The sequence below is a fragment of the Pollutimonas bauzanensis genome, from assembly GCF_900129885.1.
Lineage (GTDB): Bacteria > Pseudomonadota > Gammaproteobacteria > Burkholderiales > Burkholderiaceae_B > Pollutimonas > Pollutimonas bauzanensis.
Map to the genome: position 1 here is coordinate 99,779 of NZ_FQXE01000007.1, position 25,529 is coordinate 125,307.

General features: G+C 64.5%; 27 protein-coding genes and 2 pseudogenes. 11 read left to right on the top strand and 18 right to left on the bottom strand.

The annotated features are described in order from the left end of the window. Positions 1-106 precede the first annotated feature (106 nt). Positions 107-307 carry a CsbD family protein gene (locus tag BUB23_RS14450; RefSeq protein WP_073103962.1) on the top strand — a complete coding sequence of 67 codons (201 nt, stop codon included), beginning with the start codon at positions 107-109 and terminating at the stop codon, positions 305-307. 85 nt (positions 308-392) lie between these two features. Beyond that, positions 393-557 carry a DUF1328 domain-containing protein gene (locus BUB23_RS14455; protein ID WP_073103963.1) on the top strand — a complete coding sequence of 55 codons (165 nt, stop codon included), beginning with the start codon at positions 393-395 and terminating at the stop codon, positions 555-557. 164 nt (positions 558-721) lie between these two features. Here BUB23_RS14455 and BUB23_RS14460 read toward each other — a convergent pair. Then, a pseudogene (locus BUB23_RS14460) lies at positions 722-856 on the bottom strand (oxidoreductase-like domain-containing protein); the annotation flags it as partial. A gap of 125 nt (positions 857-981) precedes the next feature. Between BUB23_RS14460 and BUB23_RS14465 the strand changes: the two are divergent. Next, complete coding sequence (locus BUB23_RS14465; protein WP_143160987.1) at positions 982-1,419, top strand: hypothetical protein; 438 nt, start codon at positions 982-984, stop codon at positions 1,417-1,419. Between the two features lie 29 nt (positions 1,420-1,448). Here the strand turns inward: BUB23_RS14465 and BUB23_RS14470 are convergent, their stop codons facing one another. The 5 genes from BUB23_RS14470 to BUB23_RS14490 form a co-directional block, all read right to left on the bottom strand. Then, complete coding sequence (locus tag BUB23_RS14470; RefSeq protein ID WP_073104166.1) at positions 1,449-2,555, bottom strand: alpha-hydroxy acid oxidase; 1,107 nt, start codon at positions 2,553-2,555, stop codon at positions 1,449-1,451. A 20-nt stretch (positions 2,556-2,575) separates the two neighbouring features. Continuing rightward, complete coding sequence (locus BUB23_RS14475; protein WP_073103971.1) at positions 2,576-3,256, bottom strand: Fe2+-dependent dioxygenase; 681 nt, start codon at positions 3,254-3,256, stop codon at positions 2,576-2,578. Positions 3,257-3,335: 79 nt separating this feature from the next. Beyond that, positions 3,336-4,136: an aldolase/citrate lyase family protein gene (locus BUB23_RS14480; protein ID WP_073103972.1), complete on the bottom strand. Its 801-nt coding sequence runs from the start codon at positions 4,134-4,136 to the stop codon at positions 3,336-3,338. Between the two features lie 55 nt (positions 4,137-4,191). Next, a complete protein-coding gene (locus BUB23_RS14485; protein WP_073103974.1) occupies positions 4,192-5,718 on the bottom strand; it encodes a UxaA family hydrolase in 1,527 nt (508 codons plus the stop codon). A gap of 7 nt (positions 5,719-5,725) precedes the next feature. Then, positions 5,726-6,742 carry a tripartite tricarboxylate transporter substrate binding protein gene (locus tag BUB23_RS14490; RefSeq protein ID WP_073103976.1) on the bottom strand — a complete coding sequence of 339 codons (1,017 nt, stop codon included), beginning with the start codon at positions 6,740-6,742 and terminating at the stop codon, positions 5,726-5,728. A gap of 136 nt (positions 6,743-6,878) precedes the next feature. On the opposite strand from BUB23_RS14490, the gene BUB23_RS14495 reads away from it, so the two are divergent. Next, the gene (locus BUB23_RS14495) at positions 6,879-7,838 is read left to right on the top strand and encodes a LysR substrate-binding domain-containing protein (RefSeq protein WP_073103978.1); all 960 of its coding nucleotides are present in this window, start codon (positions 6,879-6,881) and stop codon (positions 7,836-7,838) included. Between the two features lie 36 nt (positions 7,839-7,874). Here the strand turns inward: BUB23_RS14495 and BUB23_RS14500 are convergent, their stop codons facing one another. The 3 genes from BUB23_RS14500 to BUB23_RS14510 all read right to left on the bottom strand — a co-directional run bounded on the left by BUB23_RS14500 (position 7,875) and on the right by BUB23_RS14510 (position 10,357). Then, positions 7,875-8,090, bottom strand: coding sequence for a DUF3820 family protein (locus BUB23_RS14500; protein WP_073103979.1), 216 nt, complete (start codon positions 8,088-8,090; stop codon positions 7,875-7,877). Between the two features lie 139 nt (positions 8,091-8,229). After that, complete coding sequence (locus BUB23_RS14505; RefSeq protein WP_073104167.1) at positions 8,230-9,489, bottom strand: PepSY-associated TM helix domain-containing protein; 1,260 nt, start codon at positions 9,487-9,489, stop codon at positions 8,230-8,232. Between the two features lie 160 nt (positions 9,490-9,649). Continuing rightward, positions 9,650-10,357: a haloacid dehalogenase type II gene (locus tag BUB23_RS14510; RefSeq protein ID WP_073103981.1), complete on the bottom strand. Its 708-nt coding sequence runs from the start codon at positions 10,355-10,357 to the stop codon at positions 9,650-9,652. 282 nt (positions 10,358-10,639) lie between these two features. Between BUB23_RS14510 and BUB23_RS14515 the strand changes: the two genes are divergently transcribed. Next, entirely contained in the window at positions 10,640-10,864 is a 225-nt protein-coding gene (locus BUB23_RS14515) for a hypothetical protein (RefSeq protein WP_073103983.1), read from the top strand. 56 nt (positions 10,865-10,920) lie between these two features. Continuing rightward, a complete protein-coding gene (locus BUB23_RS14520; RefSeq protein ID WP_073103985.1) occupies positions 10,921-11,235 on the top strand; it encodes a hypothetical protein in 315 nt (104 codons plus the stop codon). 30 nt (positions 11,236-11,265) lie between these two features. Here the strand turns inward: BUB23_RS14520 and BUB23_RS14525 are convergent, their stop codons facing one another. The 4 genes and pseudogenes from BUB23_RS14525 to BUB23_RS14540 all read right to left on the bottom strand — a co-directional run bounded on the left by BUB23_RS14525 (position 11,266) and on the right by BUB23_RS14540 (position 16,078). Further along, positions 11,266-11,673 carry a hypothetical protein gene (locus BUB23_RS14525; RefSeq protein WP_073103987.1) on the bottom strand — a complete coding sequence of 136 codons (408 nt, stop codon included), beginning with the start codon at positions 11,671-11,673 and terminating at the stop codon, positions 11,266-11,268. Positions 11,674-11,978: 305 nt separating this feature from the next. Beyond that, positions 11,979-12,788 (bottom strand): annotated as a pseudogene (locus BUB23_RS14530) (NYN domain-containing protein); the annotation flags it as partial. 129 nt (positions 12,789-12,917) lie between these two features. Beyond that, positions 12,918-14,588: an ABC-F family ATP-binding cassette domain-containing protein gene (locus BUB23_RS14535; protein ID WP_073103989.1), complete on the bottom strand. Its 1,671-nt coding sequence runs from the start codon at positions 14,586-14,588 to the stop codon at positions 12,918-12,920. Positions 14,589-14,659: 71 nt separating this feature from the next. Then, a complete protein-coding gene (locus BUB23_RS14540) occupies positions 14,660-16,078 on the bottom strand; it encodes an aminotransferase-like domain-containing protein (protein ID WP_073103991.1) in 1,419 nt (472 codons plus the stop codon). 104 nt (positions 16,079-16,182) lie between these two features. Here BUB23_RS14540 and BUB23_RS14545 point away from each other — a divergent pair, with 104 nt between their 5' ends. From BUB23_RS14545 to BUB23_RS14560, 4 genes are all read left to right on the top strand, one after another. After that, positions 16,183-17,061, top strand: coding sequence for a DMT family transporter (locus BUB23_RS14545; protein ID WP_073103993.1), 879 nt, complete (start codon positions 16,183-16,185; stop codon positions 17,059-17,061). A gap of 81 nt (positions 17,062-17,142) precedes the next feature. Beyond that, positions 17,143-17,511 carry a translation initiation factor Sui1 gene (locus tag BUB23_RS14550; RefSeq protein WP_073104170.1) on the top strand — a complete coding sequence of 123 codons (369 nt, stop codon included), beginning with the start codon at positions 17,143-17,145 and terminating at the stop codon, positions 17,509-17,511. A gap of 31 nt (positions 17,512-17,542) precedes the next feature. Then, positions 17,543-18,748: a chromate efflux transporter gene (gene chrA / locus BUB23_RS14555; RefSeq protein WP_073103995.1), complete on the top strand. Its 1,206-nt coding sequence runs from the start codon at positions 17,543-17,545 to the stop codon at positions 18,746-18,748. Positions 18,749-18,911: 163 nt separating this feature from the next. After that, positions 18,912-19,109 (top strand): hypothetical protein, encoded by a 198-nt coding sequence (locus tag BUB23_RS14560; protein ID WP_073103997.1) that lies wholly within the window; start codon positions 18,912-18,914, stop codon positions 19,107-19,109. 43 nt (positions 19,110-19,152) lie between these two features. On the opposite strand, the gene BUB23_RS14565 is transcribed toward BUB23_RS14560, so the two are convergent. Continuing rightward, positions 19,153-20,349 carry an MFS transporter gene (locus tag BUB23_RS14565; protein ID WP_342743847.1) on the bottom strand — a complete coding sequence of 399 codons (1,197 nt, stop codon included), beginning with the start codon at positions 20,347-20,349 and terminating at the stop codon, positions 19,153-19,155. Positions 20,350-20,496: 147 nt separating this feature from the next. Between BUB23_RS14565 and BUB23_RS14570 the strand changes: the two genes are divergently transcribed. After that, positions 20,497-21,330, top strand: a complete 834-nt coding sequence (locus BUB23_RS14570; RefSeq protein ID WP_073103999.1) for a class I SAM-dependent methyltransferase — start codon at positions 20,497-20,499, stop codon at positions 21,328-21,330. A 37-nt stretch (positions 21,331-21,367) separates the two neighbouring features. On the opposite strand, the gene BUB23_RS14575 is transcribed toward BUB23_RS14570, so the two are convergent. Genes BUB23_RS14575 through BUB23_RS14590 form a run of 4 tightly spaced genes read right to left on the bottom strand, consistent with a single transcriptional unit; the run spans position 21,368 to position 25,523 of the window. Continuing rightward, positions 21,368-22,345 carry a Bug family tripartite tricarboxylate transporter substrate binding protein gene (locus BUB23_RS14575; protein WP_073104001.1) on the bottom strand — a complete coding sequence of 326 codons (978 nt, stop codon included), beginning with the start codon at positions 22,343-22,345 and terminating at the stop codon, positions 21,368-21,370. Between the two features lie 16 nt (positions 22,346-22,361). After that, positions 22,362-23,045 carry a DUF4286 family protein gene (locus BUB23_RS27045; protein WP_073104003.1) on the bottom strand — a complete coding sequence of 228 codons (684 nt, stop codon included), beginning with the start codon at positions 23,043-23,045 and terminating at the stop codon, positions 22,362-22,364. Positions 23,046-23,077: 32 nt separating this feature from the next. Next, on the bottom strand, positions 23,078-24,061 hold the full coding sequence (locus BUB23_RS14585; RefSeq protein WP_073104004.1) for a Bug family tripartite tricarboxylate transporter substrate binding protein: 984 nt from the start codon (positions 24,059-24,061) through the stop codon (positions 23,078-23,080). Between the two features lie 55 nt (positions 24,062-24,116). Beyond that, a complete protein-coding gene (locus tag BUB23_RS14590; protein WP_178372317.1) occupies positions 24,117-25,523 on the bottom strand; it encodes an MmgE/PrpD family protein in 1,407 nt (468 codons plus the stop codon). Positions 25,524-25,529: the final 6 nt, after the last annotated feature.

Here is a 25,529-nt window from a genome sequence, read left to right on the forward strand (position 1 = left end):
CTAGCGGATAGGCTAAGTTCAACCCTTAATGCATCAGTGGGGTTCAATCAATGAGGGGCGGGCGTGGATGTGGCCTTGGGCCCCTCGTTACTCAAGGAGCAAGACCATGAATAAAGATACTCTTGAAGGTCAATGGAAACAGCTTTCCGGCAAGGCCAAGGCCGCGTGGGGCGAGCTTACCGACGACGATCTGACAAAAGTCAATGGGAATGCTGAGCGCCTGGCGGGCCTCATCCAGGAAAAGTACGGCCGCACGCGGGAAGAAGCGGATCGCGAAGTCAAGGATTTCTTCGACAATAATCGCTAGCCCGGCCGCATGTCCCTATAGGAAAGAAGAAAGAAGCATCGCTGAAGAAAGAAGCATCACTAAAAACAGATGAAGGGGAAACACTATGCTGTACTACGCCGTTGTTTTTTTCGTTATTGCCATCATCGCAGCCGTGCTCGGCTTTGGCGGTATCGCTGCCGGGGCTGCGTCGATTGCGCAGATCCTGTTCTTCATCTTTATCGTGCTGGCCGTGCTGGCCCTGCTTGGCGGTTTTTTCCGCAGGAAATAGCGCAGCAGCGGCCCGGCATGAGCCGCAAGAAGAAGACTGCTACGGCGTGACGACAGTCGCGCCTTGGAGCCCGCAAGCTTGAATGGCTTGCGGGCTTTTTTTGCCGCCGGGCCGCCCGGCGGCAAGCGCGGGGGCTTTTCCCGTTGCCGCGCCTCCCAGGCGCGCAGCTCGGCGCGATAGCGGTCCATTTCGTCTTCGTAATAGTCGAACACGCAGGGATTGCACCCGCCGCCGCAGCAGTCGCCATTGTCGGGACGCGGTGGAGGGACAGGGCGCGGATCGTTTTCCTTGGTAGACATATCGGGTCGGCTTCAGGGTGCGTCATGCTTCAGGAGCATTGTAAACTTCGGCTTGTCGATATTGAATCGCGCCCATCATGCGGGCGGTGGAAAAAGTACGGGCAATGGAAAAAGCGAGAGATGCCATGCAGACTCCAAGGCGCTGGGCGGCTCGAGCCGGCGCGCTTCTTGCCCTGGCCGTATGCTGTTGCGCGGCGCGGGCCGGCGACGTCTCATGGACGCAGGCCAAGGTAAGCCCGGCCATCAACTACAAGAATGTCGCCGTGGCCACGGCCTATCTGCCGGATGCCGCCGCCGCGCCCATCGCCCCGGGCGCCCGGATCACCCGGGTGCACGCCATGCGCTCATATGGCGGCGGGTCCATGGTGCAGACCGAGGTATGCTGGGACGGCACGAGCCGCTGCATTCCAATGACCGGCGGCAGCATCAATACCCATGAATTCAACGGGCTGGATCCGTCCCGGCCCATGTACCTGGTGCACAAGGTGCCGGGCGAGGGGCGCGGGCCTTTGCCTGCGCCTGTGTTCGTCAAGGGCAGCGTGGTGGTGTGGTATGCGCCGTAGCGCTGCCGCGCCTGGCGGGCGCCGGCCGGTCAGCAGATCGCCGACGCGTCGATATCCTTGAGCGTGCGGCGGCCGGTCAGGGCCATGGCGACTTCCAGTTCGGTGCGCAGCATGTGCAGGACATGCGCGACGCCGGGGGCGCCGGCGGCGGCCAGCCCATAGACGTAGGGCCGTCCGACCAGTGTGGCGGCGGCCCCCAGCGCCAGGGCCTTGAAGATATCGGTGCCGCGCCGGATGCCGCCATCCAGCAGGACAGGCACGCGCCCATCCACGGCCTGGGCCACGGCGGGCAGAGCCTCGATGGTGGCAGGCACGGTATCGAGCGTGCGGCCGCCGTGATTGGAAACGATGATGCCCGCGGCCCCGCAATCGACGGCGCGTTGCGCGTCCTCGGCCGTGGTGATGCCTTTGAGCAGCACCGGCAGGCGGGCAAGCTGGATCAGCCACCGGACATCCGCCCAAGTCGGCGCGCCGGCCAGCAGCGGCCCGCCGAACAGCGCGCTGGCGCCGGCCTGGGCGGTGTATGCCGGCAGGGGGCGCATGCCGCGCAGGTTCACCGCATCGACGCCGGCCGGCAGCACGAAGCCCGCGCGCTGTTCGCGGTTGCGCACCCCATTGACCGGCGCGTCCACCGTGAGCACCAGCGCCCGATAGCCGGCCGATTCCGCACGGTTCACCAGTTCCTGGGTAAAGCCGCGATCCGGCTGCAGGTAAAGCTGGAACCACAGCGGCGCGCTGGCCATGGCGGCGATGTCCTCGAGCGCGACGCTGGCCTGCGTGCTGACCACCATGCCGGCCCGCATGGCCGATGCCCCCAGGGCCGCCGCCAGTTCGCCTTCCGGGTGGGCCAGTTTCTGGTACGCGACCGGGGCCAGGAAAATGGGATATTCGAAGGCGTCGCCGAACAGTTCCAGGCGCGTGTTGGCGCCATCGAGGTCGGCAAGCACGCGCTGGCGCAGGCGCAGGCGGCGGAAAGCGGCGCTGTTTTCCGCCAGCGTCAATTCATCGGCCGCCGCGCCGCTGATATAGGCCCAGGCCGCGGCGCTCATGCGTTCGCGCGCAAATGCTTCGTAGTCCGCGACGGCGGCGATCTGGGGGGGAATCTGCGCCAGCGCAGGCAGGGGATGGGAACTCATGGCCGTTGTCGCGCTGCGCTTCAGGTGTTGGACCATTCGCGGATGAGGTTGTGATACACGCCCGTCAATTGCGGCATGGCTTCGTGGTCGGGCATGGACTGGGCGATGCGCTGGATCGCGGTATCCAGTTCCCACAGCAGCGAGCGGCGGCTGTCTTCGCGCACCAGGCTTTGCGTCCAGAAAAAAGCGGCGTAGCGGGTGCCGCGGGTGACCGGCGTGACGCGGTGCAGGCTCGCGCCGGGATAAACCACCATGTGGCCCGCCGGCAGCTTTACCGTATGGGCGCCATAGCTGTCTTGCACGACCAGTTCGCCGCCGTCGTATTCATCGGGGTCGCTCAGGAACAGGGTGCTCGAGATGTCGCTGCGTATCCGCTGCTGCGTTTCCGGCACGCCAAAAATGGAATTGTCGATATGATAGCCATAGTCGCCGCCGCCTTCGTAGCGATTGAATCGCGGCGGCAGGATGCGCAAAGGCAGGGCCGCTGAAATGAAGGACGGATTCTGGCCCAGGGCGCCAAGGATGAAATCGCCCAGCTGCCGGGCCACGGGGTGATCCAGCGGCAGCTGCAGATTGTTCTTGGCTTTGACCGCCACATGGCCGGCGGTGGCGCGCCCGTCCACCCAGTCGGCCTGCTGCAGCGCCTGGCGGCACTGCCTGACCTGCTCGGCGGTGAGCACATCGGGGATTTTCAACATCATGAGGACAGTCCTATTCACGCATTTCCTGGCACTTTAGCAGACTGTCCCTCTTTTGCAGATTGCCCTGCGTCAAAAGCCTCTACTCGATGGCGCCGGCGCGGGCCGTTTTCTGGAATGAGCTGAAATCGGCGGCCAGGCGGCGGGCGGCGTGGGCATAAAGCAGGATATCGACGCCCGTGGCGACAAAGGTGCATCCGAGGTCCAGATAGCGGCGCGCCAGCGTTGCATCGGACGTCAGGGTGCCGGCCGCCTTGCCGCTCGCGACTATGGTTTTCATGGCGCGTTCTATGGCGGCCTGCACTTCGGGGTCGCCCGGGCGGCCGCGGCGGCCCATGGACGCGGCAAGGTCGGCCGGCCCTATGAATACGCCGTCGATGCCGTCGACGGCGCAAATCGCCTCGAGATTTTCCAGGGCCTTCACGGTTTCCGCCTGCACCAACAGGCAGATTTCATCGTCGGCCACATCCAGGTAATCGCCGCGCAGGCTGAAGCGGGAGGCGCGGCCCACGGCGCTGCCGACGCCGCGGATGCCGGCGGGCGGGTAGCGTGTGGCCGCGACCAGGGCTTGGGCTTGTTGCGCGGTGTCGACCATGGGAATGAGCAGATTCCTGGCGCCGATATCCAGCAATTGCTTGATGAGAGGGGCTTCTCCGGCCACCGCCCTGACTATCGGCTGCGACGGGTAGGGGGCGACGGCTTGCAGCGCTTGCAGCGTGCTGCGCAAATCGTTGGGCGCGTGTTCGCCGTCGATCAGCAGCCAGTCGAAGCCCGCTGTCGCGCTGACTTCGGCCAGATAAGCGTCTGCCGTGGATAGCCACAGGCCGATCTGGGGCTGGCTTGCGGCCAGCGCCGCCTTGAAGGGATTGTTGTATGCGGGCATGGGCTGATTCCGGTGGCAAGTGTCGGGTATGGTCGGGAGGCGATAATGGCGGCGGTCAGCTGACGATGCCGAGGTGCCAGGGTACGAACTCGTGGTCGCCCAGCCCCAGCATTTCGCTCTTCGTGTGCCGGCCCGAAGCGGCTTGCAGGATATGGTCGAAAATGACTTGGCCCATCTGGTCGACCGTCAGCGTGCCATCGAGGACCTGGCCGCAGTTGACGTCCATGTCCTCTTCCAGGCGCACGAACATGGGCGTGTTGCTGGCCAGCTTGATGGTGGGGGCCGGCTTGGAGCCGAACATCGAGCCGCGCCCGGTGGTAAAGCAGATGAGATTGGCGCCGCTGGCGATCTGGCCTGTCGCGGCGACGGGGTCATAGCCCGGCGAATCCATGAATACGAAGCCCGCCTTGTCGATTTCTTCGGCGTATTCATAGACTTCCTGCAGCGGCGTGGTGCCGCCTTTCATGGCCGAGCCCAGCGACTTCTCGAAGATATTGGCCAGGCCGCCTTGTTGATTGCCGGGGCTGACGACACCGTTGAACTGGGCGTTCTGGCCCGTCGTATAGCGTTCCCACCAGGCCAGGCGGTCCAGCAGTTTCTGGCCGACTTCCGGCGTGACGGCGCGGCGGGTGAGCATATATTCCACGCCGTGGATTTCAGGCGTTTCGGACAGGATGGCGGTGCCCCCGTGGCGCACCAGGATGTCCATGGCCGCGCCCAGCGCCGGATTGGCGCTGATGCCCGAAAACCCATCGGAACCGCCGCATTCCAGGCCGATCTTGAGATGGCTGGCGGAAACCGGCTGGCGCTCGACGGCGTTGGCGGCGGGCAGCATTTCGCGGATGGCCCGGACCCCGGCTTCGATCGTGGCGCGCGTGCCGCCCTCGTCCTGCATTACCAGCGTGCGGACGTGGGGGCCGAGCGTCAGCCCCTGCGATTCGACCAGCGCCGAGACCTGATTGCGTTCACAGCCCAGGCCGACTATCAGCACGCCGGCCAGATTGGGGTGGCGGGCGTAGCCGGCCAGCGTGCGGCGCAGCACGTCGAAATGCTCGCTGGGCGAGGACATGCCGCAGCCGCTGGTTTGCGCGAAGGCGCTCACGCCGTCCACATTGGGGTAGGGCGCCAGGATCTCGGGCGTGAAATACGCCGCGATTTTCTTGATGACGGTGGACGAACAGTTGACCGAGGACAGAATGCCTATGAAATTGCGCGTGCCCACGCGCCCGTCCGGGCGCACCAGGCCCATGAAGCTCGCGCGCTCGTGTTCGGGGACATAGTCGACGGGACGCACGTCCTGGCAAAAGCCCGGATCGCGATGCACGTGCACGAGCTCGATATTGTGGCTGTGCACATAATCGCCAGCTTCGATATCGCGCGTCGCGGCGCCGATCACGGTATCGAATTTCCTGACCAGCTCGCCTTTGGCTATGCGCCTGGCGGCGATCTTGTGTCCGGCCGGCACCTGGGCGCGGGCGCGCACGCCCAGGTCCTGCAAGACTTGCCCCAGCGCGAGCTGGGCCTTCGCAATCAGGACATTATCATTGGCATGCAGCCGGATCAGGGGGTAGTCGTGGTTCATTGACGATTCAACCTTTTTGCAGCATTTCTTTCAGCTTCAGGCGCTGGATCAGCTGCGTTTCGTGATCGTACACGGCCGCCACATAGCGCTGGTAGTCGGGGCCGTCCAGATACATGACGGGCGCATCGATGCGGGCGACGACTTGTTTGAATTCCTTGCTGGCGACGGCATCGCGGAAGGCCGCCCGCAGGGTTTGCTCCACGGCCGGGTCCAGGCCCTTGGGGGCGCCCACGCCGTTGGGCGCTTCCACGACCACCTCGTAGCCCAGCTCTTTGAGCGTCGGCGTATCCTTGAAGCGGGGCGTGCGCTGTTCGCCCCATGTGGCAAGCAATCGCAGCTTGCCCGATTCCACGTGCGGCGCCCAGGAACTGGAGTCGGCCAGCATATCCACTTGGCCGCCGATCACATCCTGCAGCGCCGCCGAGCCTCCTTTATAGGCAACCGATACAAGCTCGATGCCGGCCGCCTGCGCGAATTCTTCCATGCCCACATGGGTGGCGCCGCCGATGCCGGAGTGGCCGTATGTCAGCTTTCCCGGGTTGGCCTTGGCATAGGCCGCCATTTCCCGCAGCGACTTGAACGGCGAATTGGCCAATACGGCAATGCCGAAGGTCTGGCCCGAAGTGCGGGCGATATAGGTGAAGTCGCTGCGGGGATCCAGCGGCAGGGAGCCCAGCTGCGAGAAGCGGGTCACCGAAATCGGAATCTGGCCTATGGTGTAGCCGTCCGGCTTGGCCTGGCTTATGGCACGGGCGCCTATCATGCCCGCCGCGCCCGCCCGGTTTTCCAGGACCACGGATTGTTTCAGGGCCTGGGAGGCCACCTGACAGAGCGCCCGCATGGACTGATCGGCGGTGCCGCCGACCGGCCACGGGCAAATAAAGGTAATTGGGCGCTCGGGATAGGCGGCGGCGCGCGCGGCGCGCGGCAATAACAGGCCGCCGCTGCCGGCGGCGGCGAGGCCCGCGGCGCCGGCGGCGAGCAGGCGGCGGCGTTGCATGTTCGGAGCGGGAGTTGCTTTCATTTGTCTTCCTCTACTTTTATTTTGATGATGGAAGGCGGGAGATTGCCGGCCTTGTGGCGACATTGTCATAAAATCCATCATAATTATCTAATCAATTAAAGGAATTGATTTATAACTTAGAGGTAATGTATAGACTATGGCTCAAATCGACCGCGCGCTGCGTTCCAATATCAAGCTGCGCCACTTGCAACTGGTCGTCGCCCTGGATGAATTCCGGCACTTGGGGCGCACCGCGGACTTTCTGTCCGTGAGCCAGCCGGCCGTTTCCAAAATGCTTGCGGAAGTCGAGAGTATGCTGGGCCTGCAGTTGTTCAATCGGTCCACCCGGGGGACCGAGCCCACCGAGGCGGGTGTGTCGCTGATCCGCTTTGCGCGCTCGGTGCTGGCGCAGTACGAGCGCACGCGGGACGAGATCGCGGCGGTCGCCAGCGGCGCGGCCGGGCGCACGCGCGTCGGATCCATGAGCGGCACCGTGCCGGTGCTGCTGGCGCGCGGCATCGAGCTATTGAAACAACATTCCGCCCAGGCGACGGTGCTGGTGGAAGAGGGCGACCTTACGCATTTGCTTCCCAAGCTCAGGCTCAGCGAGCTGGACTTTTTCGTGGGGCGGCTGGAGCCCGGCTATGCCGCGCCGGATCTTCTCACCCACCCGCTGCATTGCGATCCCATGGTGGTGATCATCGGACGGGACAACCCCCTGGCGGCCAAAGCCGGGCCGACGTGGTCGGACCTGGTGGATTTGCCCTGCGTTGTGCCTCCGCCCTGGGCCTCCCTGCGGGTCAGGATCGAACAGGAGTTTTATCGCTATGGCCTGGCGCCGCCCGCCGACCTGATAGAAACCTCTTCCTATTTCGTGATGGCGACATTCGTCAACCGGCGCGGAGCGACCGCCTTCGTGGCGCGTTCGGTGGGGCAATACTTTGAACGGGAAGGCTGGTGCAAAATATTGCCGCTGGATGTCGCCGTGGAAGTTGCGCCGGTCGGCCTGATCACGTTGCGCGGCCAGCGGCTGACGACGACCACCGGGCAGTTGATCACCTGCTTGCGCCAGGCCGTGGGCGAGCTGTTCGGGGATCAGGCGGGGGGCGTGCGCTGATTTGCTGCCGCGGTGTGCAGGCGGCGCCTTTGGGTCTCAGGGCTTCTTGCGCAGGGGATCCAGCAGCCGGCCCAGGCCATTGTGGTCGATTTCCTGCATCAGCATGAGCAGGCGCCCGATCTCCCCTTGCGGAAAGCCCTCCCGGGCGAACCAGTTCAAGTAATGGCCGGGCAGGTCGGCGATGAGCCGGCCTTTATATTTGCCATAAGGCATGCTGCGGGTCACCAGCAGCTCCAGGTCTTCGGGTTTCATGGGCGCCTTATCGTTGGTCAGGTAGCAGGCGTATTGTAGTTTGAGTATTTTCCTCGACTGCTTGTTTTGCTATAGAGAACAGGGCCGCTTGCTCCATATCGCGGAATGCCCGCAGCCCCCGTGAGCAATAACGCCGCTTTCAAGCCGGCGGCGGTTCGCGCCGCCGCTGCTGCAGCCTGCGCGAGCGGCGCTTGCGCTCCCAGATCACGATGCCGGTCACCGACAGCATGGCGACGATCACGCCCATCAGCGACATCAGGATGCGGCCCGGCAGGCCCAGGATGCGCCCCGAATGCAGCGGCAGCTGAAGCTGCACAAAGACATCGGCCGCGGTGCCTTTCCACGGCCGGTGTTCGCCCAGCACGCGGCCGTCGGCGGCGTCGATGTAAAGATTGGACAGGCCCATGCCCAGCGCGCCCATTTCGTCGGCGGGATCGAAGAAGGAGACGTTGTAGAAGCCATAGTCGCCGCCGTAGTAAATGCCGCCGGCCTGCGTCTCGAAGCCGCGGCGCCTGGCCTCGGCCTGGGCCACGCGCGCGGCGTCGGCAAAGCCCAGCCTGGGCTCGATATAGGTGCCCAAGGGCGCCGGCGCCTGGGTTTCATAAGGGCCCGGGGTGGTCTGCGATACCAGCGACATGAGCGGATAGAAGATTTCGCGGTACAGATTGAGCGAAAACGAGGTGAAGGCCACCACGAGGATGATGCCCCAGACCCATAGCCCGCCGGCGCGGTGCAGATCGAAGTTGAGCTTGTAGCCGCCGGCCGCCCAGCGCAGCAGCCACGACGGTTTCCAGCGCTGCCACCAGTTGCCCGGCTTGCGATGGCGGGGAGCGCCGCCCCTGGCGCTGCGCAGCGGGCGCGGCATGGTGAGATAAAAAGCGACGAAGCTGTCGAGCAGCCAGACCAGGGCGACGCCGCCCATCAGCCAGTAGCCCCAGCGGTCAGTGCCCCAGAACGCCGGAATATGCAGGCTGTAATGCAAATGCCTGAGGAAGGGCATCAGGCTGCGGCGCGACAGGGATATGGCGCGCGAATCGCGCTGGCCGGTGATCTGCGCCGTCACCGGGTCGACAAAGACGTTGTTGTAGTCCAGGGCATAGGGGCGGCCGGTGCCCGGATCGACCAGCGGGCGCACCAGGAAGGAGGCGGCATGGCCCTCTTCCAGGCCCAGGGTCATATAGTTGACCTGCGCGCGCGGGTCGGCGGCCTCCACCGCCGCGGCGAGCGTCAGCGGGTCCTGCAAGGGGCCGCGCCCCGGAGTCTGCATGATGTCGGCGTTGAGCCATTCGTCGAGCTCGTGGTCCCAGGAAGTCACCGCCCCGGTCAGGCCGGCGACGATCAGGAATAGCGCGATAGCCAGGCCCGCCCAGCGGTGGAGTGGTGTAAAGAAAGCCCGCATTGTGAAAACAACCTTTGAAACAGGATTTTTTTGCGCTTCGCCCATCCGGGCCTGCGCCATTGCGATTGCGGATATGGCATGGTCGACGCCAAGCCGCGGGCCGCCTGCGGCGCGATTCATGCCGCTGGCTTTCGCGCTTGCCCGGGCACCGCGTATTGATCTAACAGCCGGCCTGATCCGCCAGGTCGTTGAAGTCCCTGGCGACGATGTCCCAGTCCTCGCTGGGCTCCAGGTCGGTGGCTTGTCCGGGCCCGTGTTCCGTGGGCCGCGCCACGAAAGCCGTGCTCAGGCCGCATTGGCGCGCCGCGCTCAAGTCATTGTTGTGCGCGGCCACCATGCAGATTTCCGCTGGCGCGACGGCCAGGATATCCGCCATGCGCGTATAGGCCTGCGGCGATGGCTTATAGGCTTGCGTGACTTCGGCGCCCAGAATCGCATCCCAGGGAAGCTGCGCGCGTTTGGCCATGTCCACCATCAATGCGATATTGCCATTCGAGGCCGGCGCGATAATATATTGCCGCTTGAGGCGCGCCAGCCCGCTGACCACGTCGGGCCATGGGTCCAGCCAGTGCCATGCTGAATTCAGCGCCTCGAGTTCGCCGGGCTGCAGGGCGCCGATGTCGATGCCGTAGCCAGCCAGCGTGGCTTCCAGGTTTTCGCGATGCAGGACATCCAGCCGTGTGTATGGCCTTTTGCCGCTGCGGCAGGCCTGCATGGCGGGCTGGTATAGCTGGCGCCAGGCATCGGCAAAGCCCTGCGGATCGTATTGCCCCAGGCCGTGCCTGGAAAAGAAGCCTTCCGCCGCGCGGGCTATTCCCGTGCGCCAATCGACGACCGTGCCGAAAACATCAAAACAAAAGGCTTTCATGCTGTTCCCTTGACCTGGTTTGCCATGCGATGGCTAATCATAACCGCAACATCGTCCAGGGCCGCCGCGGCAAGTTCCTTGGCCGTCCCGATTGCGCAGGCCGTCGGCAGTCATCAAACGGACATCCGCGTGGGTTAAAAAGCATGGTCTGGGGTTTTGCCTTGGGCCCCCGGCCTCGGCCATCGGGCCGATGGATGCGCCGGGCCGCAAAGGGCACAATGCCATGTCTGCATAGTTCTTGCCCGCCGCAGTGTCCCGTCATTTCCGCACAGGAGCATAGTTTTGATAGAAAGCATCATCAGGTTGTTGGCGGACTCCGCCCGGTATTTCGGCATCGCCGGGATGAACCCGGCGCCGGCCCGCGTTGCCGCGGGACCAGTCATGGACCGCATGAAATTCATCGGCGCAAGATCGGCATCGGCCGGACCGCTTTCTGCGCAGTTGCCGTTCCTGGGAAAGAATCATGCCAAGGACGTCGGCCTTCGAGACGCCGCGATCACCCGCTAGCCCGGGTTCTGAGGAGGCCGTGAACCAAGTACGGTTTGGCTTGTCTAATTTTCACCATGAAAATTACGACTTGTGTTGCGAAGCGGCTGGGTCTGGCACTGACGGTATTGTCGATGCTGGGCGGCTGCGCCATCTACGGTTCGACCCCCGTGTATTACGAAGCGGCCGCGCCCGTCTATGCGGTTCCCGGCACGGTTTACGTGGCGCCGCCCATCTACGCGCCCGCCCCCGTCTATGTGGACCCCTGGTATGTGGGCCCGCCCGTGTTCCTCAATTTCGGCATTCGCTCTTGGGGCGGCGGCCATTATCGCGGGCCGCGCGGCGGCTACGGCGGCCCGCGCTGGGGCGGCCGCCCTTATCGAGGCCGCTGACCGATTGCGCTGATGCGCGGCCGGCGGGGTTCAGTCGGGCTGGCTCTCCCGGCGCCTATGCTTGAGTTCGCTGGCCTTTACGATGACATATGCGATAAGCGCGAACACGAATACCAGCAAATACATCCAGGCGATGCTTTGCAGGGTCTGGATAATGCAGCGGTAGATTTCCAGCACCCAGCGCTCGCTGGTCAGCACCAGAGGCGCGGCGCCTTTCTGTTCTGGCTGTATGTAGCGCTCCAGAGCATAAATGCGCACGCCGCCGGAAATCCCCACGACGAAGGCCGCAAAGGTGATATAGCGGCGCCATGCGCTCGCGATGGCGTCCTGGATGATGCGATCCAGGATGCGGCCTACGGGCTGGTCGAAGATCCGGACCACCACCAGGGATACCGCCGCGGCAATCACGAAGGTGGTCAGCAAGAGTGCGAAGAACATGGAAGGGCCTCCTCTGGTTTGCGGGGTAGCGGCTGCGCGCGCTATGCCTGGGGCGATTTGCGGCGCGTGCGGGTAGCGGCTTTGCTGGCCTTCTTGGCCGGAGCCGGGGCCGGGGCCGCCGCAGCCGCAGCCGCAGCCGCGACATCGGCGGCTGGCCTTTCCGCTGTTTTGCGGCTCCTGCGCTCCTTGAGCGGGGTTGGCGGTTTTTTGCCGCCGGGCCGCCCCAAGGCAAAAAGCGCCCCCTCGGGGGGCAGCGCCGCCGCATCGCGGCCAGCGTGAGGGCCTTTTGTCCCGGCTTCGGCGCTGTATACGAAGGTGCCGGATTTCTCATCGCGGCCCAGCTCGAACAGGTTCTGCGCCTGGGCTTCTTCAAGCAGATTGCCGAATGCGCGGAAGCCGTAGTAGGACTCATTGAAGTCGGGCTTGCGCCGCTTGATGGCCTGTTTGAGCGTCGATGCCCATATCTTGCCGCTGTCGCCCCGTTCGGAGAGCAGCGCGTCGAAGGTATCCGCGGCGATCTTGATGGCCGTCCCTTTCAGGGCCTGCAATTCATCCTGGCTGCGCTTTCCCGCCCCGGGCGCGGGCTGGCCGCCGGCGGGCGCGTCTTTGGCTTCGTGCTTGTCGGCGCCGTCCTGTGTCGCGCGCACCAGGTCGTCATAGAAAATGAATTCGTCGCAATTGGCGATCAGCAGGTCGGACGTCGATTGCTTGACGCCCACGCCTATCACCTGTTTGGCGTTTTCGCGCAGCTTGGAGACCAGCGGCGAGAAGTCCGAATCACCGCTGATGATGACAAAGGTGTTGACGTGGGCTTTTGTATAGCAAAGATCCAGGGCGTCGACGACCAGGCGGATATCGGCCGAATTCTTGCCCGACTGGCGCACGTGCGGGATTTCGATCAGTTCAAAGTTGGCCTCGTGCATCGTGGCTTTGAAGGATTTATAGCGGTCCCAGTCGCAGTAGGCCTTCTTGACGACAATGCTGCCTTTCAAGAGCAGCCGTTCCAGCACCAGCTTGATGTCGAATTCGTGGTACCTGGCGTCGCGCACGCCGAGCGCAACGTTTTCAAAGTCGCAGAACAGGGCCATGCTGACGTTTTCGGGTTGGGAAGCCATATCGTTCTCCATGTAAGAGCAGGGGGCAGGGAAGCGATCCGGCAGCTCCTGGCTCCATGATATTAGCTCACGGGCGCTGCCTTGATGAAAGCGCCGCAAGCCGGCGCGCGCCGCCGTAAACCGCCGGCCCTACGCCGCCTTGCGCGACGCGCTTTCCCGCTGGCGCCTGGCCTCGTCCAACAGATAGACCTGGTAATCGTCGAGGTCGCCGTCGAAATCTTTCATGCCGCCGCGCGACACCAGCCAGAATTCGTCGCATACCGAGCGCAGCAAAGCGCGGTCGTGGCTGACCAGCATCACCGAACCCTCGAATTCGTTCAACGCGACGCTCAAGGCCTCGCGGGTCGCCAGGTCCAGGTGATTGGTCGGCTCATCCAGCAGCAGCAGGTTGGGGCGCTGCCAGACTATCATGCACAGCACCAGGCGCGCTTTTTCGCCGCCGCTCATGCTGCCGACCGACTGCTTGACCATGTCGCCGCTGAAATTGAAGGTGCCCAGAAAGTTGCGCAAGCCTTGCTCGCGGCAATCCATGGCGCTGGGCCTCACGCTGGCCGGCGTGTCCCGCACCAGGCGTATCATGTGGTCCAGCGGGTTGTCGGCCGGGCGCAGGACGTCGAGTTCCTGTTGCGAAAAATAGCCGATGTTCAGGCCCTTGCCGGTAATGATCTCGCCGCCTATGGGCTGCAAGGCGCCGGCGATGGTTTTCACCAGCGTCGATTTGCCCTGGCCGTTGGCGCCCAGAATGCCGATCCGCTGTCCCGCCAATACCGAACGGTTGATGTTTTGCACGATGACGGTGGGCCCCGTGCCGGCCAGCGCGTCGGAGGGCGCGGGATAGCCGAAGCTGGCGGCCGACATGGACAGCATGGGGTTGGGCAGGCTGAAGGGCTCTTTGAATTCGAACTGGAAGTCGGCATCGGCCAGTATCGGCGCGATCTTTTCCATGCGTTCCAGCGCCTTGACGCGGCTTTGCGCCTGCTTGGCCTTGCTGGCCTTGGCCTTGAAGCGGTCGATGAATTTTTGCAGATGCGCGACTTTTTCCTGTTGCTTGGCGTGCGCGGCCTGCTGCAGCAGCATCTGTTCGGCGCGCATGTCTTCGAACTTGCTGTAATTGCCGCCGTAGCGCACCAGCTTGCTGTGATCGATATGCAGCGTGACATTGGTCACGGCGTCCAGGAACTCGCGGTCATGGCTGATCACCACCATGGTTCCCGCATAGTTCTTGAGCCAGGCTTCCAGCCACACCAGGGCGTCCAGGTCCAGGTGATTGGTCGGCTCATCGAGCAAGAGCAGGTCCGACGGGCACATCAGCGCGCGCGCCAGTTGCAGGCGCATGCGCCAGCCTCCCGAGAAGCTGTTCACCGGCCGGTCGAGCTCGGCCACGCTGAAGCCCAGCCCCAGTATCAGCGACTGCGCCCGGGCGGGGGCGTCGTGCGCGCCGGCATCGTGCAGGGCCATATAGGCGTGCGCCATCCGCATGCCGTCGTCGCTGGCTTCCGCCGCGGCCACTTCGGTCTGCGCGGCAAGCAGGAGGGTGTCGCCCTCGACCACGAAATCCGTGGCGCTTTGCCCGGTTTCGGGCATGTCCTGCGCGACCTGCGACATGCGCCATTGCGATGGAATGGAAAATTCGCCGCCGTCTTCGTGCAGCGTGCCATTGAGCACCGCGAACAGGGACGACTTGCCCGCGCCGTTGCGGCCGACCAGGCCTACTTTTTCACCGGGGTTGAGCGTGACGGAGGTTTTGTCGAGCAATACTTTACTGCCGCGACGCAAGGTCACGTTCTTGAGGATAATCATCGGGGGTATGGTGGCAACTGCGCAAAAGGGGCGTCAATTGTAGCATTCGGCCGTTTTGGGCATGGCGCGTTTCAGGCCGGCCGCCGCCGCGCGGCGCCAACCGCGGCATCCAGCATCCGGAATGTCCGAGGGTCCGACATCTGCGTTACATTGAAGCGCATCAACCCGGCCGCCGATTGCGACAGGCTGAACACATTGCCTGGCGCCAGCACCATGCCTTGCTGCAGCGCCTGTTTGGCCATCTCGGTGGCGTCCAGCCCGGCGGGCAGGCGGCACCACAGGAACATGCCCGCCCGGGGCGCGATCCAGGGCGTGATGCCGATGCCGGCCAGGCCCTGCGTGGCCTGGCGCATGGCCTGGGCCAGCCGCAGGCGCAGCGCCTCCAGGTGCTTGCGGTAGCTGCCGTCCCGCAGGATGGCCAGCACCAGCTCCTGCGATATGCGCGAGCCCGCGAACGTGGTGGCGATTTTCAGATCGACCAGTTCCTCGATCCAGTCCGGCCGGGCGGCGATATAGCCGCAGCGCACCGAGGCCGACAGTGTCTTGGAGAAGCTGCCGATCTGCACCACCCGGTTCAGGCCATCGAAGGTCGCCAGGCGCGGAGCGGGTTCCAGTTCGAAATCCGCAAAGATGTCGTCCTCGATGACTACGAGGTCGTGCGCATCGACCAGCTTGAGCAGGCGGTGCGCGACGACAGGGCTGAGCGTCGCCCCGGTCGGGTTGTGCGGCCCGGAGTTGGTGATGTACAAGCGCGGCTGGTGCTCGGCCAAGGCCTGCGCAAACAGGTCGATGTCCGGGCCGTTGGGCGTGTAGGGCACGCTCACCACCTTGGCTCTATGGGCGCGCAGCAGGGCATGGAAATTGAAATAGCATGGGTCGTCCACCAGCACGGCGTCGCCCGGTTCGATCAGGAAGCGGCAGAGCAGGTCTATAGCCTGGGTGCCCGAGTCGGTCAGCATGACCTGGTCGGGCGACGCTTGCGTACCGCGTTCCAGCAGCCGCCGCGCCAGGATCTGGCGCAAGGCTGCCGAACCCAGCGGCGACGCATAGTCGGCCAGGCCGGAATCCGGGGCGCGCGCCGCCGAACGCAAGGCGCGGCGCAAGCCGTCTTGCGGCAGCCAGGAGGCCGGCAGCCAGCCGCAGCCCGGCTTGAGGATATCGTCGCCGGCCTCCAGCGACTGGCGCGACACCCATAAAGGGTCGACCGCCCGGTCCAGCCGCGGGCCCAGGTCCGACAGCGACAGCGGCGCGATGTGGCCGGCCACGTAAAAGCCGGAACCCGGGCGGGAGCAGATCACGCCCTCGGCGGCCAGGCGCTCGTAGGCGTCCACCACCGTGGATTTGGACACCCGCAGCAATTCGGCGTAGCCGCGTATCGAGGGCAGGCGCGCGCCGGGCACCAGCTGGCGCGCGGCGATGCGGCGGCGTATGGCGTCCATGGCCTGCTCGACGAGCGTGCCGGCTTCTTTCTGAACCAGGAGAGTATCCATCCGTACTGCCTTTCATGCCATTACAGTTTGTCCAAAGTGTACTCCTCTGTCCCTGGCGAGTGCCAGTGTTTTCGGCGACACTGTCTGCGCAATGGAGACACATCATGAACAAAACGGCCCATGCCTGGCTCAATGGATCCATCGGGATGCTGATATTCAGCGGCTCTCTGCCGGCCACGCGAGTCGCCGTCCTGGGCTTCGACCCGGTTTTCCTCACGGTGGCGCGCGCCTCCATCGCCGGCTTGCTGGCGGTGTTCCTGCTGCTGGTGTCGCGCCAGAAGCTGCCCGGGCGGCATGAGCTGCTGCCGCTGGCCGTCGTGGCGCTGGGGGTAGTGGTGGGCTTTCCGCTATTGACGGCCCTGGCCCTGCAGCACATCACCTCCGCCCACTCCATGGTGTTCATCGGCCTGCTGCCCCTGGCCACCGGCATATTCGGCGTCCTGCGCGGGGGGGAGCGGCCCCGTCCGGCCTTCTGGCTGTTTGCCTGCATGGGCAGCCTGCTGGTCGCCGCCTTTGCCTTCAGCAGCAATGGCGCCTCATCGGTGACCGGAGCGCTGCTGATGCTCGCGGCCGTAGTGGTCTGCGGCCTGGGGTATGCGGAAGGAGCCATGCTGTCGCGGCGCCTGGGCGGCTGGCAGGTGATCTGCTGGGCCCTGGTTTTGCCCCTGCCGCTGATGCTGCTGGCCGCGCTGGCCATCTGGCCGGTGTCGTTTGCGGCGGTGCAGGCGCCGGCGTGGATAGGCCTGGCCTATGTATCGCTGTTCAGCATGCTGATCGGCTTCATGTTCTGGTATCGGGGCCTGTCGCAGGGCGGCATCGCATCGGTGGGGCAGCTGCAGCTGTTGCAGCCCTTTTTCGGCCTTTTGCTTGCCGCGACGCTGCTGGGTGAACCGTTCAAATGGTCCATGGTGTTCGTCATGGCGGCTGCCGCGGCCTGCGTCGTGGGCGCCAAGCATGCCGCCGCGGCCCCGCGCATCGCTTAGCGCCGGCCATAATCGTAGGCGATAATGGAAGGACATGAAGCGCGCCGCTTCCCGCTTACCCCTTCTTCACCGCGATATTCCATGGCAACGACAGTCAAGCCGCGACCAGGCAGCAGATTGGTCTACTCCACCGAAACCGGCAGCATGTGCCCGGTATGCGCGCAACCCATGGCCCGCTGCGCTTGCCGGACGATAACAAGCCTTCCCGATGGCGACGGCATAGTGCGGGTGTCGTTCGAAACCAAGGGGCGGCGCGGCAAAGGCGTCACGGTGGTCAAAGGCGTCCCCTTGGACGCGGCGGCGCTGGCCGGCCTGGGCAAGCAGCTGAAAACCGCCTGCGGGTCGGGAGGCACCGTCAAAGACGGCGTGATCGAAATACAAGGCGATCATCGCGAATTGGTCGTGCAGAAGCTGGGCCCGCGCTGGACCGTCAAGCGCGCTGGCGGCTAGCGGCGCGGTTCTCGGTCCGCGGATGAATAGCATGGCATACAGGCAAATCGACGACCGGACGCCGTGGGCTGTTTTTCTCATCTTTCTGCGCCTGGGCCTGACCTCCTTCGGCGGCCCTGTGGCGCATTTGGCTTATTTCCACAATGAGTTCGTCATGCGCCGGCGCTGGCTGAGCGAGCGCAGCTACGCCGATCTGCTCGCCTTGTGCCAGTTCCTGCCCGGCCCGGCCAGCAGCCAGGTCGGCATGGCGCTCGGCTTGTCGCGGGCCGGCCTGCCTGGCGCGCTGGCCGCCTGGGCCGGCTTCACCCTGCCATCGGCGCTCATGCTGGTTCTGTTCGCGCTGGGCCTGTCCACATGGGGCAGCGCTTTTCCCGCGGGCGCACTGCAAGGCCTCAAGCTGGTCGCGGTCGCTGTGGTCGCGCAGGCGGTGTGGGGCATGGCGCGCCATCTATGCACGGACATCCCGAGGGTTGCGATTGCCGTCGTGTCGGCATGTATCGTCCTCCTGTGGCCGAATGCCTGGGGACAAGTCGGCGTGATCGCCGCCGCTGCCGTGGCCGGGCTAGGGCTTTGCAGGCCAGTCGGCGGCCTGGCCCATGATCCGCTCGCGGTTCCGGTGAGCCGGCGCGCCGGCATCGCGGCCCTATGCCTGTTTTTTGGACTGCTGGCCGGCTTGCCCGCCGCCGCCCAGGTTTGGCCCGGGCAGACATTGGCAATGGTCAACGCTTTCTACCGCGCCGGAGCGCTGGTCTTCGGCGGCGGCCACGTCGTGCTGCCGCTGCTGCAATCGGCGGTGGTGCCCAGCGGCTGGGTGACCAATGAAACCTTTCTCGCGGGCTATGGCGCGGCCCAGGCCGTTCCCGGCCCGCTCTTCACCTTCGCCGCTTTTCTCGGCGCCTCGATGACGGTTCCACCGGGCGGCTGGCTGGGCGCGCTGGCATGCCTGGCCGCTGTCTTCGCGCCCGCTTTTCTGCTGGTGGTCGGCGCGCTGCCTTTCTGGGAGCAACTGCGCCGTAGCGCGCACACGCGGGCTGCATTCGCCGGGGTGAACGCCGCGGTCGTCGGCCTGCTGCTGGCGGCGCTCTACCAGCCCGCCTGGAGCAGCGCCGTGCACCGGCCCGCGGACTTCGGACTGGTGTTGATGGCGCTTGCCGCCCTGATGTTCTGGAAGCTGCCGCCCTGGCTGGTCGTCCTGGGCAGCGCCATGGCCGGGTGGCTGTCGGGCGCCGCCTTCTGACGCGGCGGCGAATGATTCGGGGCGCTGACGCGAGCCGTACCCGGCGGGTTCATGCCGCCCCGGAAACAGCAGTATTCTGTATTATGTGTACCCTCTTTGGGGCGCCGCATTTCGCATGCGGCGCCCGTGCAGGCATGACATGGCTTCAAGTAAAGGAAAACAGATGAAAAAGAAAGGCGCGCCGGATCCGGATGAAGTGGCGCTGATTGAATGGTGCATCGAGGTCGAGGATTTCCTGGTGGCCGCCGGCGCGACATTGCGCCAGGCGCAGGACCACATCGAGGAACAGGCCGAATGGTTTACGGACCAGTTCTATAACGGCCTGACCCCCGAGGAGGCCGCCAAGGAAGCGCTCAATTGAGCGCCGGACCCGCCGCGCCGCCTTGCGCGGGCGATGCGCCGCCTCAGGGCCTGTGCGCAACGCTGTGCGCGAACCAGGCGCCCAGCAAGGGCAGAGCGACCATGCTGCAGATGAATGCCGCGTCGACGCCATAATGGTCGACCACGGCCGCGATCGCGCCTATTCCCAGCGATTGCCCCAGGAACAGGCTGCAGGCGAACAGCGATACCGCCGTTCCCCGTGTGTCGGGCGCCATTTGCGTGGCGTTGGCCTGCAGGGTGTTGTGCAGCATATAGAAACCCATGCCGGCAATGAAGCAGGCCGGCATGGACCAGGCCCAGTGTGGTCCGAAGGCCAGCATGGCGAAGCCGGCGGCCATCAGCGCGCCGCCATTCAAGGCCAGGCCGCGCTCGCCGTAGCGGCCAAGCAGGCGGCGCGCGAAAAAGGTGTAGACCAGGCCGCCGGCGCCGTATAGGGCGACAATCGCTCCCGCCGCGGTCAGCGGCAGGCCGTAGCGGTCATGCAGATAGGTCGGGATGAAAACCAGCGCGCTGAATACGAAGGCGCCCTCGATCAGGGCCACCAGCAATATGTGGCGCGCCCAGGCAATCCGCAGCACGCTGGTCACCTGGGAAAAAAAACTGCGCCGCGCGGCGTTGGCCGGCGGCTTGGCCGGCAGCGAGCGCAGCAGCATCAGGGCAACACCGCCGAAAATCAGCGCCAGCAAGCCAAAGGCGGCCTGCCAGTTGAGCAAGTCCGCAAACAGCCCGCCCACCCATTGCCCCGAAATCATGCCTATGATGGTGGCCGACATGAACTTGGCCAGCACGCCCTGCCTTTCGGCATAGGGAACCGAATCGCCTATCAGGGCCATGCTCAGCGGAATGATGCCGGCGGTGGCCGCGCCGGCCATGCCGCGCAATACGATAACGGCCGACATCGATGGCGCGAAAACCAGCGCCAGATTGATCAGCGCGGAAGCCGCCACGGCGCAGCTGATGACGCGCTGCTTGCCATAGCGATCGCCCAGCGGGCCATATACCAGCTGGAGAAAGCCATAGGCGATCACAAACAGCGATATCGATCCGGCGGCCGCTCCCGTGGTCACCTCGAAGGATAGGGCGAGGTCCGGCAGCAGCGCGTCGCAGATGCGCATGCCGGCCATGCTGGCGAAGCCAGCGCCTGCTATAAGAAAAAAACTCTTGCCGATTCCCGCGGCCTGTTTGCTCGATGTAATTTCCACCACCCTTGCGGTCCCCACGATTTGGCGCTCTGCTTTCTACATGGCCAATCACGGGCACGTAGCAGCTCAGATAGTAGCGTATCGATTATGTCAGCGCCGCAGCTCCGCCGATATTGAGTAAACTAAAAGGCTGTCTTCCTTAATGACCCGGCCCCGCCGCATCCCATGCCTTCTTCACACGAAATCCGTCCTGGACAATCCATAGAATTGTTGAAGGCGCTGCACATCCTTACGCGCGACGGCAAGATGAACCAGGACAGCCGGCGCAAGCTCAAGCAGGTCTACCACCTGTTCCAGTTCATCGAGCCGCTGCTCGAGGACTTGAAGCGGGATCGCGTAGGCATCACCCTGGTGGACCATGGCGCCGGCAAGTCCTACCTGGGCTTCATCCTTTACGACCTGTTCTTCAAGCAATTGAAGGACCAGTCGCATTTGTACGGCATCGAAACGCGCGAAGAGCTCGTCAATAGCGCTACCGACCTTGCGCGGCGGCTGGGGTTTCCCGGCATGTCCTTCTTGAATCTTTCGGTCGCCGATTCCATCGCGTCGGACCGCCTGCCGGCGCAGGTGGACATGGTCACGGCGCTGCATGCCTGCAATACCGCCACCGACGACGCCATACGATTCGCCCTGCATAAACAGGCCAAGTACATTGTCGTCGTTCCGTGCTGCCAGGCGGAAGTGGCAAGCGTGCTGCGCGGCAAGAAAGCGCAGTCTCTCGGCGCCGGGGCCCTGGCCGAAATGTGGCGCCATCCGCTGCATACGCGCGAGTTCGGCAGCCAGGCCACCAATGTATTGCGCAGCCTGCAGATGGAAGCGCATGGCTACCAGGTGACGGTGACCGAACTGGTGGGCTGGGAGCACTCGATGAAAAACGAACTGATCATCGCTTCCTATAAAAACCTGCCGCGCCGCAAGGCCGCTGAAAGGCTGGAGAATCTGCTGAAAATGTTGGGGCTGGAGGAAATGCGCGAGCGATTTTTCGCGCCGCAAGCCTGATTCCAGGCGCCGCTGAAGCGGCGCCTGGCCTATGCCGCTATTGAGGCGTCAGCCCCAGTGTCTTTACAACGCCTTGCCAGCGCACGGCTTCCTCGGACACCAGCTTGCCGTAGCCGGAACGGCGTTCGAACATGATGTCGGCGCCTTGGGCCTGCAGCCGCTTGGCCAGATCGGGATCATCCATTGTTTTGCCTGCCGCGTCCTCCAGCCGCTGTATCGCGTCCGCGGGCGTGCCGGCCGGGGCGTGCAGCCCCACCCAGCCGAATGCAGTGGCCTTCGGATAGCCGAGCTCGCCTATGGTGGCAACGTCGGGCAATGTCGCCACGCGCTTATAGCTGGTCACGGCAAGCGGGCGCAGCTTTCCCGCTGCTATCTGCGGCAGGGCCGCGGGCAGCGATGGCGTCGCCACTTTGACCTCGCCGCTGATGGCTGCCATGATGGCGGGGCCCGCCCCCTTGTAGGGTATGTGAGTCCATTCCATGCCCGTTTCCATCTGCAGCGCCGCGCCCGCAAGATGCAGGGGCGACCCAACCCCGCCCGAGCCGAAATTGATCTTGCCGGACGATTGCCGCGTGAGGGCTATCAATTCGGACAACGAGCTTGCCTTGACCGTGGGCGTCACCACGAGCACATGGGGCACGGTGACGAACAGGCAAACCGCCTGCAGATCTTTAAAGGGATCGATCTGCATGTTTTTGTACAGGCTGGGCGCGGTGGCCAGGCTTGCGTCGCTGACGAGCAGCGTGTAGCCGTCCGGTTTTGCGCGGGCAACGGCTGCCATGGCTATCTGTCCGCCGGCGCCGGCCTTGTTCTCGACGACGATCGATACGCCGAGATTTCCGGACATGGCTTGCGCGATATTGCGCGCCACGACGTCGGTGGTGCCGCCGGGCGGGTAGGGGACTATCCACGTAATGGGACGTTCCGGGTAGCTTGCGGCCGTGGCTGCGGCCGGCATGCAGGCCGCTATGGCGAGAAGCGCGGCGCCGCCCGCCGACCTGATAGTTCTTTTCATGCTGTGTCTCCTGAGTTTATGGTGCCTGGTCCTTGGACACTTCGTAGAGCAGGCCGTAGATGGCAAAGCCATCTTCGCGCCAACCCATTTGCTCAAGCCTGGCCGGGGACAGCAGATCTTCGCGCAGGCGGCTGATTTCGCCTGCGCGTGTCGCTTCGACCAGCAGAGCATAGTCCGCGCTCCTGTCTTGTTGTCCCACCGCGCGCACGGAGTCCATGCCGGCGCGAACTTCGGGCGCCGCTTGTATCCAATGCGCCCCCACCACGCCATGCTGTTCCAGGAGCCGGGGCATGAGCATATCCATTGCGGACACGGACGCAAGGCTTGCGCCGTCCCTGGCCGTGAGCCGCAGGCTGCCCATGATTCCGCCAATGCCGCGGCCCACGCTCTTCCTGACTTCAAAGGTGTTGCGCACCACGTTGGAAAAGCCCGCGCGAATGCGCTGTGATTGGGGACTGATTCTTTTGACCAGGCTCAGGTAGCCTTCGCTGGCCAGCGCCATGGGCGTGCTTGCTTCGAACAGCGTAAGGTAGGCGGGGGCTCCTTGCAGGGCATGGTAGCGGCGCGCTCGCAGGTAGCCGCCGATATCGATGCGTTCGGGCAGATGTTCGTCGACGTACCAGGCATCCGTTTCCTTGTCCAGATCGGGAGCCACGTCCAGCCATAAGGCCAATATGCCGGAACCGAGGAATGTGCTCATTTCGTTTTCCTTTTTCCGTTGGCTGGCGCTTGTCACTGGGCCTCGATGCCAGCGCGCTTGATGACCTCCGACCATCGGTCAAAATCGGCCTTTATCGTCGAGGCAAATGCTTCAGGCGTCCCGGTCATGGGCTCGGCCCCCGCGGCCGCCAGTTTCTGCCGGATCTCCGGATCCGCGACCGCCTCGCCCAGGGCCTGATGCAGGCGGTCGATGACGGCCTTCGGGGTGCCCGCCGGGGCCAGCACGCCATTCCATGTGGTGACCACGAGCCCGGAAAGGCCTGCTTCCTTTGCGGTGGGCACATCCGGAAGAGCGGGCGAGCGGTGTTGTCCCGTGACGGCTATGGCCTTGAGCTTGCCGCTTGCTATCATATTGATCGCCGACGGAAGGGTCGCGAACATGGCGTCGACCTGGCCTCCGACCAGATCGACAAGCGCCGGGCCGCCGCCTTTGTATGGAACATTCAGGACGCCCACTTTGGCCTCGGACTTGAAAAGCTCCGCCGTCAGGTGATTGGTGCTGCCCACGCCGGACGATGCGAAGGAAAGGCTCGCCTTGCGGCTTTTTGCCAGATCGATCAACTTGGCCAAACTGTCTGCGGGCGTCGATGCGCCGACCACGAGTACATTCGGAAACTCCGCAAGCGGCATGACCGGGCTGAAAGCCTTGACGGGATCGTATGGCAGGGATTTGTACAGCGTGGGGCTCATCGCTATTTCGTTGGTCGTGGCAAACAGAAGCGTGTAGCCGTCCGCCGCTGAATTTGCCACGTAGGCGGCCCCTATCGTTCCCGTGGCGCCGCCCCGGTTTTCGACGATAACGGTTTGGCCCAGCGAGCGGCCGATTCTTTCCGCAATGGGGCGGGCGATGATATCCGCCACGCCGCCGGGCGGAAAGGGCACCACCAAATGAATCGGCTTGGCGGGATAAGACTGGGCGCTACAGGCAAACGGCATGGAGAGCAGCGCCCCCAGCGCTGCTGCGCTGCCCGCGCGTCTGAGTAAAAAACCGATCATGGAAGTCTCCTTTGTGTTTATATGTAGGTGGAATGCCTGCCTGGACGGCATTGCGCTATGCCGCTGGCGCCAGCAATCGCGTCAGGTCCCGCAGATCTTCGAAGTCCTCGAGGCGGTAAATGGCGTCGTGGAGCGCCCGGGCCCCGGGTTCGGACAGGACCGGCGTCGCATAGTCATAGAATTTGCCGTCCAGTTCGGCGGCGCTTAGCGGAAAGCGGGGATGTCCCGGCGGGTAGGGGCAGCGGTGACCGTATAGGGCGCCGTCGGCCATGCGCACTTCCACCGCTCCTCCGGCGGCCTGAGGCCACAGTTCATTCAAGGCGGGGTCTTCGCGCAGCTCGACTTTGGCGAGCACGGCGCGCAGTGTTTCGTCGGCCAGCCTTGCCTCGGTGAACTGCGCGTCGCCGCATGCGCCATCCAGAAGCGCAACGGCCGCGCAGTAATAGAAACTGTGCTGAGCGCTTTCGATACTCGCCGGATAGCGTCTGCCGGGATGGGCTGACGGACTATTCAGGGCGAAGCCCGGCAAATACACCACGATGTCCTGGATATCGTCCGCCACTATCGTGTTGGCGTGGCAAACCCTGATGGCGGCGGCTATCGGAGCGAGCGCGGTCGCCACCGCCGGATAGGGTTTGACGCTGGCGTCGAGGATGCGATACCGGTGCTTGGGCGCGGCCGCGGCAAGGGCGTCAAAATCCACTTCGCCCGCCACGCTTTTGGCCCAGCCATGTACGCCCTCCATGAGGTCCAGTGGCCCGGTTATTCCGTGCCCCGCCAACATGGCCGCTTCTATGCCCGCTTTGCCGACCCAGGCCTCCGCCGTCGCCTTGATCATGGAGACGGCGCCGCTCTGAAGCTGCGCGAGTGTGTTCTGATGGCTGCCGGCAATGGCCATGGCGTGCGCAGTAAGGGCGGGCTCATCCCAGCTGAGGCGCCCCGCCAGGGCGGATGTGGAGAACTGGGCGTTCGTTCCATGGTGCCAGCCCCGGCGCCATAGCGAAGGCGCGCCCGCGAAGTCGCAAAGGCGCAGATGGACTTCATAGGCGGCCACCAGGGCGGCGATCAGGTCTTTTCCGCTGCGCCCTTCGCGTTCGCCCACCGCCAGGGCGACGGCCACATTTCCGCTGGGATGGGCGGGATCCCGTCCAAAGTAATAGTCATTGGAATCCAGGTAGCGCAAAAGGCTGCCGTTGACCAAAGCGGCCAAAGGCGCGGAAGTCTTGCCACCGGTGCCGATGAGCGTGGCTTGTTCCGCGCCGCCGCAATCGGCTGCCATCTTCCGCAAGGCGATAGCCACCGGGCTGGCAAAGCCGCCATAGGCGCAGCCGAGCGTATCGAGGATGAGATCTTTTGCCGCCTTGATCACTGCCGGCGGCAAATTATCGTAGTGCACGTCATGGACGACGCGGGCCAGCTTTTGCAGCACACTGGGCGGGGCGGCCGCGCATGGGGATGCCATGGCTGG